The sequence below is a fragment of the Shewanella youngdeokensis genome, assembly GCF_033180165.1.
In the GTDB taxonomy this organism is placed as follows: Bacteria; Pseudomonadota; Gammaproteobacteria; order Enterobacterales; family Shewanellaceae; genus Shewanella; species Shewanella youngdeokensis.
Map to the genome: position 1 here is coordinate 3166417 of NZ_CP136522.1, position 16114 is coordinate 3182530.

16 protein-coding genes are annotated in these 16114 nt (G+C 42.4%); 2 read left to right on the forward strand and 14 right to left on the reverse strand.

Going from position 1 to position 16114, the window contains the following annotated elements; genetic code table 11:
- Positions 1 to 8: 8 nt before the first annotated feature.
- The 5 genes from lepA to rpoE all read right to left on the reverse strand — a co-directional run bounded on the left by lepA (position 9) and on the right by rpoE (position 4540).
- Positions 9 to 1799: a translation elongation factor 4 gene (lepA, locus tag RGE70_RS13525; protein ID WP_310471966.1), complete on the reverse strand. Its 1791-nt coding sequence runs from the start codon at positions 1797 to 1799 to the stop codon at positions 9 to 11.
- A 121-nt stretch (positions 1800 to 1920) separates the two neighbouring features.
- A complete protein-coding gene (locus RGE70_RS13530) occupies positions 1921 to 2385 on the reverse strand; it encodes a SoxR reducing system RseC family protein (protein WP_310471967.1) in 465 nt (154 codons plus the stop codon).
- A gap of 12 nt (positions 2386 to 2397) precedes the next feature.
- On the reverse strand, positions 2398 to 3330 hold the full coding sequence (locus RGE70_RS13535; protein WP_310471968.1) for a MucB/RseB family sigma factor regulatory protein: 933 nt from the start codon (positions 3328 to 3330) through the stop codon (positions 2398 to 2400).
- Positions 3331 to 3339: 9 nt separating this feature from the next.
- Complete coding sequence (locus RGE70_RS13540) at positions 3340 to 3936, reverse strand: sigma-E factor negative regulatory protein (RefSeq protein ID WP_310471969.1); 597 nt, start codon at positions 3934 to 3936, stop codon at positions 3340 to 3342.
- 25 nt (positions 3937 to 3961) lie between these two features.
- The gene (rpoE, locus tag RGE70_RS13545) at positions 3962 to 4540 is read right to left on the reverse strand and encodes an RNA polymerase sigma factor RpoE (RefSeq protein ID WP_310471970.1); all 579 of its coding nucleotides are present in this window, start codon (positions 4538 to 4540) and stop codon (positions 3962 to 3964) included.
- Between the two features lie 405 nt (positions 4541 to 4945).
- Between rpoE and nadB the strand changes: the two genes are divergently transcribed.
- On the forward strand, positions 4946 to 6556 hold the full coding sequence (gene nadB, locus RGE70_RS13550) for an L-aspartate oxidase (protein ID WP_310471971.1): 1611 nt from the start codon (positions 4946 to 4948) through the stop codon (positions 6554 to 6556).
- 9 nt (positions 6557 to 6565) lie between these two features.
- On the opposite strand, the gene RGE70_RS13555 is transcribed toward nadB, so the two are convergent.
- The 9 genes from RGE70_RS13555 to rppH form a co-directional block, all read right to left on the reverse strand.
- Positions 6566 to 6997 carry a protein YgfX gene (locus tag RGE70_RS13555; protein WP_310471972.1) on the reverse strand — a complete coding sequence of 144 codons (432 nt, stop codon included), beginning with the start codon at positions 6995 to 6997 and terminating at the stop codon, positions 6566 to 6568.
- Positions 6978 to 7217 carry an FAD assembly factor SdhE gene (locus tag RGE70_RS13560; protein ID WP_375087950.1) on the reverse strand — a complete coding sequence of 80 codons (240 nt, stop codon included), beginning with the start codon at positions 7215 to 7217 and terminating at the stop codon, positions 6978 to 6980. Before RGE70_RS13560 ends, RGE70_RS13555 begins: the two co-directional genes overlap by 20 nt.
- A 91-nt stretch (positions 7218 to 7308) precedes the next feature.
- Complete coding sequence (gene nhaR / locus RGE70_RS13565; RefSeq protein WP_310471973.1) at positions 7309 to 8217, reverse strand: transcriptional activator NhaR; 909 nt, start codon at positions 8215 to 8217, stop codon at positions 7309 to 7311.
- A gap of 59 nt (positions 8218 to 8276) precedes the next feature.
- Positions 8277 to 8660, reverse strand: a complete 384-nt coding sequence (locus tag RGE70_RS13570; RefSeq protein WP_310471974.1) for a hypothetical protein — start codon at positions 8658 to 8660, stop codon at positions 8277 to 8279.
- Between the two features lie 2 nt (positions 8661 to 8662).
- On the reverse strand, positions 8663 to 9832 hold the full coding sequence (gene nhaA / locus RGE70_RS13575; RefSeq protein WP_310471975.1) for a Na+/H+ antiporter NhaA: 1170 nt from the start codon (positions 9830 to 9832) through the stop codon (positions 8663 to 8665).
- A 265-nt stretch (positions 9833 to 10097) separates the two neighbouring features.
- The gene (locus RGE70_RS13580) at positions 10098 to 10949 is read right to left on the reverse strand and encodes a thymidylate synthase (RefSeq protein ID WP_310471976.1); all 852 of its coding nucleotides are present in this window, start codon (positions 10947 to 10949) and stop codon (positions 10098 to 10100) included.
- A 128-nt stretch (positions 10950 to 11077) separates the two neighbouring features.
- Entirely contained in the window at positions 11078 to 11878 is an 801-nt protein-coding gene (locus tag RGE70_RS13585) for a sulfite exporter TauE/SafE family protein (protein ID WP_310471977.1), read from the reverse strand.
- 67 nt (positions 11879 to 11945) lie between these two features.
- Entirely contained in the window at positions 11946 to 14183 is a 2238-nt protein-coding gene (ptsP, locus tag RGE70_RS13590; RefSeq protein WP_310471978.1) for a phosphoenolpyruvate--protein phosphotransferase, read from the reverse strand.
- A 19-nt stretch (positions 14184 to 14202) separates the two neighbouring features.
- On the reverse strand, positions 14203 to 14724 hold the full coding sequence (gene rppH, locus RGE70_RS13595) for an RNA pyrophosphohydrolase (RefSeq protein ID WP_310471979.1): 522 nt from the start codon (positions 14722 to 14724) through the stop codon (positions 14203 to 14205).
- A 691-nt stretch (positions 14725 to 15415) separates the two neighbouring features.
- Between rppH and mutH the strand changes: the two genes are divergently transcribed.
- Positions 15416 to 16087 carry a DNA mismatch repair endonuclease MutH gene (mutH, locus tag RGE70_RS13600; protein ID WP_310471980.1) on the forward strand — a complete coding sequence of 224 codons (672 nt, stop codon included), beginning with the start codon at positions 15416 to 15418 and terminating at the stop codon, positions 16085 to 16087.
- Positions 16088 to 16114: the final 27 nt, after the last annotated feature.

Here is a 16114-nt window from a genome sequence, read left to right on the forward strand (position 1 = left end):
GAATTAACTTAGTCATTAAGCTTTAACACTGCTAAAAACGCTTCTTGTGGAACTTCCACGTTACCAACTTGCTTCATGCGTTTTTTACCGTCTTTTTGCTTCTGCAATAGTTTCTTCTTACGTGATACGTCACCACCATAACATTTTGCTGTTACGTCTTTACGCATCGCCTTTATCGAAGAACGGGCAATAATTTGGCTACCCACTGCAGCTTGAACGGCAATATCAAACATCTGACGAGGAATAAGCTCTTTCATCTTATTCACAAGCGCCAGTCCCTTAGTACGGATCAAGCCTTTATGAATAATCATCGCAAGCGCATCTACTCTGTCACCATTGATAAGAATATCAAGGCGTACCATGTCTGCTGGCTCAAAACGGACAAAGTTATACTCAAGCGACGCATAACCGCGGCTAGTGGATTTTAAACGGTCAAAGAAGTCCATAACCACTTCAGCCATTGGCATGTCGTAGGTAATAGCTACTTGGTTACCGTGGTAAACCATGTTGGTTTGCATGCCACGCTTTTCAACACACAAAGTAATGACGTTACCGAGATACTCTTTAGGAACCAATATATTGGTTTCTACAATTGGCTCACGCATCTCTGCAATGTTGTTAACCGCAGGTAAATCCGATGGGTTATCAACATAAATCGTCTCACCATTGGTCTGAACAATTTCATAAACAACTGTCGGTGCCGTGGTGATTAAGTCTAGGTTGTATTCACGCTCTAGACGCTCTTGAATAATCTCCATATGTAGCAGGCCCAAGAAGCCAATACGGAAACCAAAACCAAGTGCTGATGAAGTTTCAGGTTCAAAGAACAACGAAGCATCGTTAAGGCTGAGCTTATTAAGTGCATCACGGAAGCTTTCGTAATCATCAGTTGAGATTGGGAACACACCGGCGTATACCTGAGGTTTTACTTTTTGAAAACCAGGTAATGGTTCCAGTGCGCCATGCTTAGCATGAGTTAAAGTATCACCAACAGGAGCGCCGTGGATCTCTTTAATACCAGCAATAACGAAGCCTACTTCACCCGTTTTTAGTTCAGGCGTATCAGTTTGCTTTGGAGTGAAAATACCGACACGATCAGCATTATGAGTCACCCCTGTCGACATAACTTTAAATTTATCACCTTTCTTGAGTACGCCATGTTTAATACGCACTAAAGATACTACGCCTAAGTAGCTGTCAAACCATGAGTCAATGATCAAGGCTTGTAGTGGCCCATCTGGATCACCTTCTGGTGGCGGAATGTCTGCCACAATAGTTTCCAGCACTTCAGCAATTCCGAGGCCTGTTTTAGCAGAACAACGTACAGCGTCGGTCGCTTCGATGCCAACGATGTCTTCAATTTCTTCCGCTACACGCTCAGGATCAGCTTGTGGCAAGTCGATTTTGTTCAAAACTGGTACAACATCCAGCTTCATCTCTAAGGCGGTATAACAGTTGGCAAGCGTTTGCGCTTCAACCCCCTGCCCTGCATCAACAACCAACAGCGCACCTTCACAAGCAGCTAGAGAACGCGAAACCTCATAAGAGAAATCCACGTGACCTGGCGTATCAATAAAGTTTAGCTGGTAAGTTTCACCGTCACTCGCTTTGTAGTCCAAGGTTACGCTTTGCGCTTTAATAGTAATACCGCGCTCACGTTCTAGATCCATAGAATCTAAAACCTGTGAAGCCATTTCACGATTGGATAAACCACCGCAATCTTGGATAAGGCGATCTGAGAGTGTTGATTTGCCGTGGTCGATATGGGCAATTATCGAAAAGTTTCTTATGTGCTTCATTATGCTTGGATGACTAAACTCGAAGTTGAAAAGAATTTTTAAGGTGCAGAATTGTACCCGATTGCGGCTTTAATACCAATTTTTATCATCAAAAGTTGCGCAAACACCTAAGGAATTAAGCTCATTGCGCGATGTCTATTGGTTTGCCGAGTGATTTTATAATTATAGGCTGAGCCTTATCTTCTAAAGAACGTGCAATCTTTTTAGCTATAGACCAACAACTTACACTACCTACCGCCGCCCCGATTACAGATAACAGGTCTTGATTTACCACCAGCGAGTCCGCCAATAAGTTCCCCGCATAAGCTCCGATAAAGAAACCCACTAAAGGCAGCAAATACACTAATACAGCAGCTTTTAGGATGACACTTTCAGGCAAGCCTAGCTTTAAACGCTCACCTTTAGCAAAAACACCCTCTGTTTGAATAGAAAAACGCTGCACTTTCACAGAAAAGGCTTTAGCGACAGCAGATGTTCCGCAAGCATCTCCACTGTCACAATGGTTACAGGCACTCTTCATCTCGACTTCAACAACAACCCAACCAGAGTTGCTGTTTGCAACAACTTTGGCAACCTCTTCCATCATATACTTATACCTTTATCGCAGCATAATGCTTTTAGCAATACGACTGAGTGTTTCTGCAGGCACTTTTCCTACAGCAACAACTTCAGCATTTCCAACACGTTCCGTTGCTAATGATAAGCCATTACGTGTAACTAACTCTTCAGGAAGTGCTGCGTCACCTGCTTTAGCCACGTAAACAGACACGTTCGCTAAACCGTCACTTATGGCAATATATTCAACCGCTTCTTTGCTACCGATCAACCGGTGCTGATCTTTAACTAAAACTTTAAAGCCTTCTGGTAACCAACTAAACTGCCAGTCTTCTGCACCAGCACGTTCAGGTAGCCCCATAACTGCAGGCCATTCCTGTTTATGTGCTTCTTTTAATATTGCAGGAGTCTCTTCCAATACTAAAAGTTCAACCACTAAAATTTGCTCTAGCAGCTGCTTATCACCGGTAAGCATATCAAACCGCAGTGGTATAAAGGTGTCCATATCCAACCAGACTTGATAACCGTAGCGATTTTTATCTTTAGGGATAATACGAACCAATTGACCTGGACGCCCAGCAATTCGACTTCGTCCACCTAATACAAATTGGTAACCACTTTCTAGTTTGGCAATATTACCGGCAAAAGCGACAGGAAAAAGGCCTTCAATACGGTTAGCATAGACACTATAGGCGGGTTGGTCATGTTCAATGAACGTAACAGTTTGATTGATCCTAACTGCATTTTTAGGAGGCCCATTTAAGTGCTCTAAAAATGCCACTTCTTGGTCTTCAATTTTACCGTGGATATAAACTAATGGACGAATATGATCAGCTTGAAGTTGGATTAACGATATTTTGAATTTTTGTTCGCGCAGAGCTTGGCTCATATTTTCTAGCCAAGCATTTGCGGGCATGTCTTCCCGCGCTATCGCGGGAAAACTCATGGCTATAATAGCCAATAGGATCAGACGCAAGCTAACTCCTTATTGCTGTTTGGCAGGCACTGGAACTACGTCTTTGTTGCCCTCTATAGCACCATTATTCAATCTCTGTTGTAGCATATGATCTTGAATATAAGCATTAATACGACGACGTTGGTCAACAACTTGCTCACTTGTATAACTTTGGTTTGACTGAATCGCACCTGTCTGCATACTTACTGGTGAAACACTACCGATGAGCGGCCGAGTGTTCAAAACCGGTAACGGAGAATCATCTACTAATGACGCTTGATTGTAGTTTTGCACTCCCACCACGGCTACCATTGCAACCGAAGCCGCTATTGCATACTGACCAAATTGCTTAAATAGTGCTACTACATTATTTGTCGCAGGCTTTGACTTAACCGTCGATGACTTCGGTGCCACCATCGCTGGTTCATCATCAATAGCCGCCATAATATTAGCACTGAGATCGATTGACACAGTTTGTGGTAATTCGCCACGCATTGCATCACCAATCATATGATAATCACGCCACTGTTCATGTGAATCTGCGTCGGCCGCTAACTCAGCTAGCACTTGCTCATCGAGCTCACCATCGACAGCAGCAGAAACCCATTCCTGACCTAATTTATCCATTAATCACCTATGTTTGTTAAGGGTGCTATTTTTCAAGCAACGGCTTAAGCTTTTTATCAATTGCCTCACGCGCTCTGAAGATCCGTGATCTTACAGTGCCTACAGGGCAATCCATGACATTAGCAATCTCTTCGTAACTCATACCATCAAGTTCTCGCAGTGAGATTGCCATCTTCAATTCTTCTGGCAATGTATCTAGCGTGTCGAACACAACCTTTTGAATCTCATCAGACAAGACTAACCGTTCAGGAGATGCGAACTCCTTTAACGCGTCGCTGCCATCGTAGTATTCGGCGTCTTCAACATCTACATCATTTGCAGGTGCTCTTCGCCCCTGTGATACCAGATGATTTTTTGCAGTATTGACTGCAATGCGATACAACCAAGTGTAAAACGCACTTTCACCTCTAAAGTTTGGTAACGCTCGATAAGCTTTAATAAAAGCTTCTTGCGACACATCTGCAACATCGGCCTGATTTCGTACGTAACGTGATATCAGGTTGGCGACCTTGTTTTGATATTTTTGTACCAAAAGGTTAAAAGCGTTTTTGTCTCCACGTTGTACGCGTTCAACTAATTGTTGATCACTTATTGGTCCACTCATTCGAGCCGACTACTCCTAAATCTAATGCTGATTTCTCAGCCGCTCGAATCATATTCACTTATGTAGACTAGCGAGTTTCAAAAAAGTTCTAAAAAAATGTTTAAAGAAGTCATTTAATTTTATTAGCTACCCAATTGATACAACCTACTCACTTGTCAATTAAGGTGACGTAAGGCTGCTAATTGAGTGCTTATTTTCGTTTTGGACTTAATTTTATCGACATTGTTGAACAATAAATACCTTTATTACACTACTCATCGTGGAAGCCATGATGAATTATACCTCAGAGCAGGCCGTGTAAGTGAACCAAAATAAAAACCCGGCGTAAATGCGACTTTGATAAGTATCCTCAGCTGGCATCTTGGTTTAACATAGTAAAACCTCCTGATAATACTATGATACCCGATGAAACAAGTAGTTGAACATCAATCTGATATTTTGGTTATTGGCAGTGGCGCAGCCGGCCTAACCTTAGCCCTGCATCTTGCCGCAAAAGCCAAGGTGATTTTACTGTCAAAAGGGCCTTTAAGTGAAGGTTCAACCTACTATGCTCAAGGCGGTATAGCATCAGTTTTTGACGCTGATGATACTATCGAGTCTCATGTTAATGACACTTTAGTTGCTGGTGCAGGCCTGTGCGATGAGCCTGTCGTTAAATTTACAGCAGAAAACGCAAAAGCGTCGATGCAATGGCTCATTGATTGTGGCGTCGCTTTTGACAAAGAAGAGACAACAAAAGGAAGTACAGACGAGACTCGCTATCATTTAACTCGTGAAGGCGGCCATAGTCATCGACGCATTTTGCATGCTGCTGATGCTACCGGTAAAGAAGTACAGCTGACCCTGCAGGAGCAGGCCAGTCTTCACCCCAATATCGAAGTGCTCGAACGGTATAATGCAATTGATTTAATCACAACGCTTAAATTGAATCGCCCAGGTAATCGCGTGCAGGGCGCTTATGTTTGGAACCGAAATTTAGAGCAGGTAGAAACAGTTAAAGCTCGCTTTGTTGCGCTAGCCACAGGTGGATGTTCAAAAGTATATCAGTACACCTCTAACCCAGACGTTGCTTCTGGTGATGGTATAGCGATGGCTTGGCGCTCAGGGTGCCGGGTAGCAAATATGGAATTTAATCAATTTCATCCAACCTGTTTGTTCCATGCCGATGCCCATAATTTTTTACTAACAGAGGCATTAAGAGGCGAAGGCGCTTTTTTACGTCGCCCAGATGGTTCCCGCTTTATGCCCGAGTTTGATGAGCGAGCAGAATTGGCACCACGTGACATAGTTGCCCGTGCAATCGATTATGAAATGAAGCGCTTAGGGGCTGATTGTGTGTACTTAGACATAACTCATAAACCTGCTGATTTTGTCATAAAACACTTCCCGACTATTCATAAGCGCTGCCTTGAGTTTGGTATCGATATCACCACCGACCCAATTCCAGTGGTACCCGCTGCGCATTATACGTGTGGAGGGGTAATGACCGACTTACATGGTCAAACAGATTTGAACGGGTTATATGCCATTGGAGAAGTCGCTTATACTGGCCTACATGGTGCCAACCGCCTTGCCAGTAACTCATTACTCGAATGCCTTGTGTTTGCCAGAGCGGCGGCTGAAGATATCGAAAGCTTACTAGGTAAAATACCGATGCCCGGGCACCTTCCTGCTTGGGATGAAAGCCAAGTGTCAAATTCTGATGAAGAGGTTGTGATTGCGCATAACTGGCATGAACTGCGGTTATTTATGTGGGATTATGTCGGGATTGTAAGATCAGATAAGCGTTTAGAGCGTGCATTAAGACGTTGCGTCATGTTGCAGCAAGAGATCCAAGAGTATTACTCTAATTTTAAAGTCAGTAATAACCTGTTAGAACTGCGTAATCTTGTACAAGTTGCCGAACTCATCATCCGCTGTGCAATGGAGCGTAAAGAAAGTCGCGGTCTGCATTACAACATTGATTACCCTAACAAGGAAAAAGCACCAAAGCCCACTATTTTACAGCCAAAATAAGTTGGCAGGTTAAATTAACTTGCGTTGAAATTGATAAGATTGCAGCAATAAACGGCACAAATGTCGATAATTTGTGTCGTTTAACATATCAGCCCATACAACCACCCGAGTAACTTTCCCGTCATATTCGACATAAAACATAACAGCAAACGGTGTCACGATGGGCTTACCAGTCACAATAAAACGCTGCTGTTGATTTAACACTCCATGACCTTCTGCCGACAATAACACCTGACAACGCCAATATTTCAACCGCCAAAATACACGAATAAAAAACATCAAACAGCAGCAGAAAATGAGCAATCGACAGGAGTGATAAACGGAAGAATCGAAAGAAGGCCAAATACAAAAAGAGGTTAAACAAACTGAAGCTAACACGGCCAACGACAATCGTTGACCGAACGAGCTTGTCACACTAAAACTATGCTGTTGGACGCCCACGAACTCTTACAATCATCTGCGCAAATTCTGGGTCTTGGCACACTTGATGCCCCATAAACCAAGCAAAAAGCTCTGGGTCTTCACATTCAAGCAACCTAACAAAGGTATTTTTATCAGTATCAGGCATTGCTTCGTAATGTTGCTCAACAAACGGTTGAAACAACACATCTAGTTCTAACATGCCTCGGCGACATGCCCAGCGAACGCGAGCAATGTTCATCGGTTTTAGCATTGATTCGGACAAAGTAATGACTCCAATCTTAAACAATGTTGCTAGTGTATACCCAAATAACCATAAGTTGCACTTATGATTATAATTGTTGCACTTTTACATCATTTCCTGCAAATAACTCAGAGAAGTCCGTACCTAATAAGCGCTTAACGGCGGGGTGCTGAATCATCCTTTCAGCAAACATAACGTGGTACACCTCTTTAATGTCATTGGTTTCTCCCAACAACGTCATCCCATGAGCCAAAATATCCTGCTTATAAATTGACGGCGCGACAAAAATACCTTGTTTGAAAAAACCGAACGCTTTCATCATTGCGGCATCGTCAAACTCACCTAAAACACTTACATTAAGGTTTTTTTCATCAAACCAGCGAACCAATTGCTGCCCTAGAGAAGTACTCCGACTTGGGATCAACAGTTTTCCTTGCTCTAAACAATCGGGGAAAGGTTTACTGTAGGTCTCAGCAGAGAAAAATGCAGTCCCACTTTCACCAAGTTGCTTAGAGAGTATTTCTGGGTATTTTAAACTCTCGCCTGCACAATCAGACAAAATCATGTCTAATTTATGTGCCCTTAATCGCTCCATTAAGCTTTCGTGCGTTGCCTCATAACATGCCAAATGCATTGAACCATCGCTAGGCAAAACTGATAATAACACCCGACTCGTTAACGCTTTAGACAGTGCTGCTGCTATGCCGACTTCAAAACGGATATTGTCGTCTTTCTGATAATTTAATAAGTCGAGCATTTCATAACTGAGACTAAACATTTTATCAGCGTACCTAAACACTAACTCACCCAGTTCTGTCGGCTCTAACGTCCGCCCTACTCGCTTAAATAAACTGCCTTTTAAACTGTTCTCTAACACTCTAATCTGGCCAGTCACGGTTTGCGGCGTTAAACACAATGCTTCGGCAGCTTTCGTGACTGAACCCTTTTTTAGAATCATCCAAAAATAGTACAGGTGGTTGTAATTAAGGTTGGCCATATCATTCCGTTAAAGAGTAAAACAAGGGTGGCTCTTGCTCACCCTACAACACATATAAGCTATTTTAAACGCTGACAATCGGTCAAACCAAACATCAAACTGGTCAGATCATCTTTAGTTTGGATCTTACCGGCTGTAAATACCTCATTAAGCACTCCCACTAAATCCTCTTTTTTTGGGGTGCGATTTTGACAAAAAGTCCGGTTGGCAGCCTCAAACCGCTTTCCTCCTCGGTATTTTAACGCACGAGACTGATAGTCATTTGACTCTAAACGCGCACCAACTGCAGCAGCTTTGTACATCAGTGCACCTTCAACCAGGCCTTCAAGATAACTCTGGCAAAGGGGACTTTCGGTTTCTTCAATGCAACCTTGGAACTGCGATGCAGACACTGCAGAACTAAAACCTAACGCTAAAAGTAGCGATAATAGTACTATTCTCATACTTACTCTCCTTTCTTAGGCAATACCTTAGATAACCAAAAGTAACCTATCGTTGCCGAAGTAAATGAACCTAATAAAATACCCAGCCTTGCGTAATTGCCATACATTTCCCCCTCACCAACAAAGGCCAACGAAGAGATAAACATAGACATTGTAAAACCAATACCACACATCACAGCAACTGGGGTGATCTGAGCCCAACTGACACCATCGGGTAAGACAGCGAGTTTAAGTTTTACGGAAATATAACTAAAAATTATTATTCCCAGTGGTTTACCTAGTAATAACCCTAATGCAATGCCCAGAGGCACCGGCGATAATAACGAACTTAAGCTCATACCGCCTAAATCGACACCTGCGTTAGCAAAAGCAAAAACGGGTAATATAAGGAACGTACTCCATGGGTGCAGGTGGTGCTCTAAACTTTCTGATGGCGATGAACCATCTTTAGCACGCAGCGGAATACAAAAAGCAATAATAACGCCAGCTAACGTGGCATGAACGCCAGATTTCAGTACCGCTATCCATAAAATCATCCCTAATATACCATAGGGGATCAGTCCAGTTACGCCTCGACGGTTAAGCCCTACTAAACCCACAATTGCTGCTGCTGCGACGATTAAGCTTATGGTTGATAGATCAGTGCTATAGAACAAGGCAATAATGACCACAACCCCTAAATCATCAATAATAGCCAATGCTAACAAAAACACTTTTAACGACACGGGTACGCGGCTACCTAATAGGGCCATAATACCCAGTGCAAATGCGATATCTGTTGCTGCTGGAATGGCCCAGCCTACCTGGGTAACAGGATCGGAGTAATTAAACATGAGGTACACCGCAGCAGGGAGTACCATACCGCCAATAGCAGCAAAGGTCGGCAATGAAGCTTGTTCTCTACTCGACAAAGCCCCCTCAAGCAGCTCTCTTTTCACTTCCAAGCCAATCAGCAAAAAAAATACGGCCATGAGACCGTCATTAATCCAATGAATGAATGTTTTATTAATATCCAAACTACCAACACGCACTTGCATTTCGGTATCAAGAAAACCTTGATATATTCCTGACAAAGGCGAATTGGCCAAAATCATTGCCAGTACAACAGCAATCATCAACAAAATACCACCAGCTGACTCTTGGCTTAAAAAATTCCTAATAGCCCGTTCCATATTACACTCCATAAAATCTCAATATCCGGAGTGTAGTCGATCAAGTTCAATCTGAATAATCGTTTGCAACAGCATTACACTTCGGGATATCCGAGGTATTAAGCATGGTTCAACATTCTTAAATGATCAAGCGCAGGGAAAAACAAATACTGAAGAACGAAACGAAGGGGGCGAGCGGCACAACAAAGTCTACCAACAACCTTGACAACAAATGACTCTCTAACAGGTTAAATTGGCTCGAGTGATTCGAGCCAATTACTATAAATTATACTGAGAAAGGATACTTAATCGCTTCGTGATGCTGGTAACCTGTCACTTCAAAATCATCCATCGTCACCCATGTTTCTAAATCTTCTAACGATTTAATATCTGGGTTAATTGACAGTTTTGGTGACTCAAATGGACGACGACTCAGCTGCACATTCTGCATTAGGTCGAGTTGATCTTCATAAATATGAGCATTGACTATTTTGTGGTAAGCCTTTCCAGCCTTATAGCCGGTGATCTGGGCAATTAACGCTAACAAGGTAAACACCTGTACTTGGTTGAAATTAAGCCCTAGCGGAACATCACACGAACGCTGAAAACTGGTCAAATGCAACGTATCACCAAGTAATGAAAAATTATGCGTGTGCATGCAGGGTCTTAAACAACCCATATGAAACTCACCTGGGTTATAAAAACTTAAAATTTCACCTCTATCGTCAATACCTTTTGACAAGTTATCAATTATTTTACGTAACTGATCGATTGAACCACCATCAGGTTTTGCCCAGCTACGGCCTTGTACGCCATAGACTCTTCCCATATCGTCAGTGCCTTTGCGGTACGGGTTGTCAAGCCAAGCTTGATTATCGTTGGCATTAGCATCCCATGTTTTGGCGCCGATTTTTCTAAAATCTTCGGCATTATCATAACCTCGAATGTAGCCAATCATTTCGGCAATCGCAGCTTTCCAAAAGCTTTTTCGGGTGGTGATTAATGGGAATTCGTTGTTATCGACATGGTAAACCAAATCAGCATTTATCACGGTAAGGCAACGCTTACCTGTACGACTATTCTCAACCCAAGTGCCTTCATCTACAATCCTTTGACAAAGCGCTAAATACTGTTTCATGACTCTATTACCTATAAAATAAAACGAATATAAAAACTGAAAAACCAACCCGATATAAGACGATAGACAGCTCATCATCAATAAGCTTATCGACTGATATCGAACGAATTTATTGATGAACTAAAAGTTTAAGTCAGCATCAGCTTCAAGCCTACAATTGCTAAAAAACCTGCAAATATTTTTTTCAATAACGCTGTTGGCCACTTGGTCGCTGCTTTAGCACCTAGCGGAGCCGTTAACATCGATGTAATCACAATTCCAACTAGCGCAGGTACGTAAATAAAACCAAACGTTCCTTGCGGCAGGGCTGTTAAATTCCAACCTGCCAACGAGTAGCCAATACTGCCAAAAAGGGCAATCAATAAACCAGTTGCAGCAGCAAAACCTACCGCATTTCGCATTTGTAGCCCACACCAAGTCAAAAACGGTACTAATAACACGCCGCCACCAATACCCATTAACCCGGCAATCAATGCGATAACAGCCGCTGCAATAAACAAAAATGCTGCTTTTGGCATTGATTCATTCGCACTTGGTTTAATCGGAAAAGCCATTTGAAGTGCCATTAATACCACAAAAAACGCAAAAGCTTGCTGTAAATTGCTGGCATCAATTAGCTTAGAAACAAATCCTGAGCATATCGCGCCAACAACAAAACCGGGTAACATTGGTTTAAAGAGCCCCCAAGGAATATTACCTCTTTTATTGTGCGCTAATGCCGAAGATAAAGACGTTAAAATAATCGCCGCGAGTGATGTAGCAATCGCAACATGTGGCAAATGCTCAAATGGCACACCAACATTAGGCAAGAAATACAACAATGCTGGTACAGCTATCAGACCACCACCAATGCCTAACAAACCAGCCATAAAACCAATAATGGAGCCAAGAGCAAGGCATATACAAAAAATCACCAACCAACTTTCCATAAACAGCCCTCAACTCTTTAATTAAACCAAGCTTAAAGCAATAGCGCTGGTTCGTTAATTAATTCTGCTAATTCAGCAGTGCTATTAAGCCTTTTTCTTCGCAATATTCACTGATGAGCGCCTTAACTTCACCGCCTGTATACAGTGACAAAGCTTTATCTAACAGCGCGCTCAGTTCAAGCTTTGATACCCTTCTTAACAGGTAGTTTATTCGCGATAAACTCGCTTGACTCATACTCAATTGCTCGTAGCCCATAGCGACGAGCAGCATAGCGCCTATTGGCTCGCCCGCGAGTTCACCACAAACGCTAATAGGTAAATGATTAGCGTTGCACCTTTCAACTGCAAACTTAAGAGCCCTAAGCACGCCAGGGTGATAGCTATCAAAAAGCGCATTTACATTGGGGTTATTACGATCAACGGCGAGCAAATACTGGGTTAAATCATTAGAACCAACAGAAACAAAATCCACCCGTTTTGCCACTTCATCTAATTGATACAGTAATACAGGAACTTCTAACATGATCCCGACTTTAGGCATCGAAAATGACTGTTCTAACTCAACCGTTAACTCTTGGTAGGCTTGTTCTAAATAAACCAGCGCAAGGTCAACTTCCTCTAAGTTACTTACCATCGGCAGTAGAATATGCAGCTGCTGTGAATCTATCGCGGCATGTAACATCGCCCGTAGCTGCACTAAAAACAGTTCTGGATGGTCAAGACTAAGCCGAATACCACGCCAGCCTAAGCATGGGTTGTCTTCTACAATAGGAAAATAATCAAGTGGCTTGTCACCACCGACATCAAGCGTTCGCATGACCACCGGTTTATTATTTGCTGCGCGCAATACTTTTCGGTAAATGTCTAATTGCTCTTGTTCACCCGGAAAAAATTGCCGCAGCATAAACAACACTTCGGTACGGTAAAGTCCAATACCGTCAGAGTCACAACCGGTTTCTGAGTCAACACTGCTCAGTAACCCACTATTTATGTATAAATACACCCGTAATCCGTCGAGCGTTACTGTCGTTAAAGGTAGTTCGGCAGCATATTGGCGCTGCAGTGCTCTTTCAGCAGCAATAAGATTATGATATTCAGCTAAAATTGTGTCAGAAGGCTCAACCAATAGCTGCCCTCTATTGGCGTTGATAATCACTTGTTTTTTATCAAGGCCAACATTCAATATGCCATTAACCCCAATGATAACTGGCACACCTAATGCCCTTGCTAAAATAGCCGCATGGGAGTTAACGCCACCCAATTCGGTTACTATTCCAGCGAGTTTTTGCCTTGGGAACTCGGCCAGCAAGGTTGTTGTAGCCTCACGAACAATTAATATGACTGGTGTTTCGGGTTCAAGAAATATCTTATCAGGTTCGATTAACTGCCTTAATACACGCTGCCCTAAGTCTTTAATATCATTAGAACGCTCTTTTAGGTAAGGGTCGTCCATACAGTTAAAGTGAGCGATAAAACGTTTAGATACGCGACAAACGGCGGTTTCAGCGCTCCAGCCCAGCAGGACTTCAGTAATGTACTCTCCCCCTAAGCTCGCCTCATCAAGCAATAGTAATAACGCATTAAATATAGATGCGGCTTCTTCATCTTGTTCTCGATTAAAGCGTTGAGACAAACTAGACAGCGCATTTTTACACAAGCCCATTGCACGCCTGAGGCGGGCTTGCTCTTCAACAATATCGTTAACTTTCTGCGGTTTTAGATCAAATGAAATTTGCCCACCAAGCTGCAACGCTTGGCCTATTGCAATCCCTTTTGACGCAGTGGTTCCAACATAATAAAGTGGCTGCAAAGTAGAATGGTTGATAACTGCCCGAGGTTTGAGACCTTTAATAGCCATAGCAAGCTGGGCTGCCAGTGTCATTAAAAAGGCTTCTTCTGCTTCACTAAATTGTCGTGCTTGGATTTGTTGAACAACAATTACGCCAATCACAGACTTTTGATACACAATCGGTACCGCAAGAAAAGCGTTATAGGCTTCTTCTAAAACTTCAGGCAGTAATTTAAATCGGGGGTGTGAAGAAGCCGCAGCAAGGTTTATCGCCTCTTCACGCTGCGCAACTAACCCAACTAATCCTTGGGTTAATGGAATATGTACACGATTAACAGCAGTGGGGGCTAGCCCATCGGTCGCAGATAAGATCAGTTGTTGCTGCTCTAATAAATAGACAGAGCAGCAATCTGTTCGCATAGCGTGTTTGGTCTGCAGTACAAGCTGCTCCAGCGCATGTTGCAAATCCTTAGCTGAAGCAACGACTTGTGTAATGTCCCTTAGTGTTTTTAACACAACCGCAAACCTCCCTTTATTAGCCTCGGCGAATACCTCTTCTTTTCACACTGTGCTCTTTAACCTGCAAAGGCAGTGTTATTGATGCAAATTCTTTCATCACTTTTCGATACACATCACGCTTAAATGAAACCACCTGCCTGACGGGATACCAATAACTCACCCAACGCCAATCATCAAACTCAGGATGACCACATGCGTTTAAATTAATGGCACTATCCGTGCTCACTAACTGTAATAAAAACCATTTTTGTTTTTGCCCGATACAAACTGGTTTACTATCTTGTCTGATCAATCGCTTGGGTAACCTGTATCGTAACCAAGATCGCGTAGAGGTTAAAATTTTTACATGTTCTGGCCTTAACCCTACTTCTTCGTATAATTCACGATACATGGCTTTTTCTGCTGACTCACCTTCGTCAACACCACCTTGAGGGAATTGCCAGGAATGTTGGCCAAATCTTCTTGCCCACATAACCTGCCCAGAGCGATTACAGATAATGATGCCCACATTTGCGCGAAAGCCGTCACTATCAATCACATGGACTCCGAAACTATTAACTATTAATGAATAGATTGTTTCACAAAGCTAGCGTTGCAGCAAATCTCAGTTGCGCATTCTCACTGTATAAATCTAACTAATATCAAACCTTATCAACAGGCTCGGCCAATTTTTTGTAATTATATCCACAGAATCTGTGGATATCTCTGTTATAAACTCTAATAAAGTCCATTATCGAACTGATATGCATCTTTGAAATAAATATTGCCTTGTTAACAATAAAGAACATAATCTTTTATTTACAACAACTTACACTTGCAGCAAACAGCTGCAAAACCAAACCACTTAAAATATGGTTACTTTTTAACCTCCGCAGTTTAAATATAAAAGTTGCCCACTGCTAGAATGATGTTATTCACAATAGCAAGTATTTTTGACTTTAAAAAAGCAAATATATGCCTTTAAATAGCATTGACAGAACAAATTTATTCCAGTAGTTGCTTTAATAGTAAGAGTTATCCAAAATATCTGTGGATAACTATGTTAGAAAAACAGTTAAACTAGCGGGGTAACTTAATTGTCACACTGTTGATGTAATTATTGTGAACATTTAAAAAGATGTTTTTCAGTAACTTAACTAACAATAATGGCAGTTTAAACTTTTAAATAAAGGATCGTTCAAAAAACAACCAACCTTGTGTAACCGCCAAACTTTAAGTAAAATTGCCCTATGAAAAAATCCACTCAACCACCTAATACACTAGAAGAGCTCATGATGCGTGCCGAAGCCATGGCCGGGCTGACACTGGGACAGCTAGCGCATCACCATCAGATCCAGTCACCTAAAGATCTTAAACGCCATAAAGGTTGGGTCGGCCAATTAATAGAATTAGAGCTCGGCGCCATTGCGGGGTCAAAACCAGAGCAAGATTTTATACATTTAGGTGTTGAACTAAAAACGATCCCAGTTAACCAAACGGGTAAAGTACTAGAAACAACCTATGTGACAGTCGCCCCCTTATCTAATATTCAAGGACTGACATGGGAGAATAGTGTCGTCTACCACAAGCTACAAAATGTGTTGTGGATCCCTGTTCAAGGCGCACGAGAAATCCCCCTCGCTGAACGTCAAATAGGCTCTCCAGTATTATGGAGCCCGTCAGCCGAAGAAGAAGCGTTACTCAAACAAGACTGGGAAGAGATCATGGAGCTCATCGCCATCGGCAAAGTCGAATCCATTACAGCAAGACATGGAGAAGTGCTGCAATTACGACCAAAAGCAGCCAATAGCCAAGTGCTCACACAGAGTATTGGACACAACGGCAGTCGCTCTCAAGTCAACCCTCGGGGCTTTTATTTAAAGACTCAATTCACTCAAAGGATTCTTTCGGCGCTACTTTGAATGTTATTTGTACAAACTCAGCACTCA

Coding starts and splice junctions, on each gene's coding strand:
- RGE70_RS13530 (WP_310471967.1), bottom strand. CDS start 2,385: ATGATGGAAGAGGTTGCCAAAGTTGTTGCAAACAGCAACTCTGGTTGG.
- RGE70_RS13540 (WP_310471969.1), bottom strand. CDS start 3,936: ATGGATAAATTAGGTCAGGAATGGGTTTCTGCTGCTGTCGATGGTGAG.
- RGE70_RS13560 (WP_375087950.1), bottom strand. CDS start 7,217: ATGAACATTGCTCGCGTTCGCTGGGCATGTCGCCGAGGCATGTTAGAA.
- nhaR (WP_310471973.1), bottom strand. CDS start 8,217: ATGGCCAACCTTAATTACAACCACCTGTACTATTTTTGGATGATTCTA.
- RGE70_RS13570 (WP_310471974.1), bottom strand. CDS start 8,660: ATGAGAATAGTACTATTATCGCTACTTTTAGCGTTAGGTTTTAGTTCT.
- mutH (WP_310471980.1), top strand. CDS start 15,416: ATGAAAAAATCCACTCAACCACCTAATACACTAGAAGAGCTCATGATG.
- nadB (WP_310471971.1), top strand. CDS start 4,946: ATGAAACAAGTAGTTGAACATCAATCTGATATTTTGGTTATTGGCAGT.
- nhaA (WP_310471975.1), bottom strand. CDS start 9,832: ATGGAACGGGCTATTAGGAATTTTTTAAGCCAAGAGTCAGCTGGTGGT.
- RGE70_RS13580 (WP_310471976.1), bottom strand. CDS start 10,949: ATGAAACAGTATTTAGCGCTTTGTCAAAGGATTGTAGATGAAGGCACT.
- lepA (WP_310471966.1), bottom strand. CDS start 1,799: ATGAAGCACATAAGAAACTTTTCGATAATTGCCCATATCGACCACGGC.
- RGE70_RS13585 (WP_310471977.1), bottom strand. CDS start 11,878: ATGGAAAGTTGGTTGGTGATTTTTTGTATATGCCTTGCTCTTGGCTCC.
- rpoE (WP_310471970.1), bottom strand. CDS start 4,540: ATGAGTGGACCAATAAGTGATCAACAATTAGTTGAACGCGTACAACGT.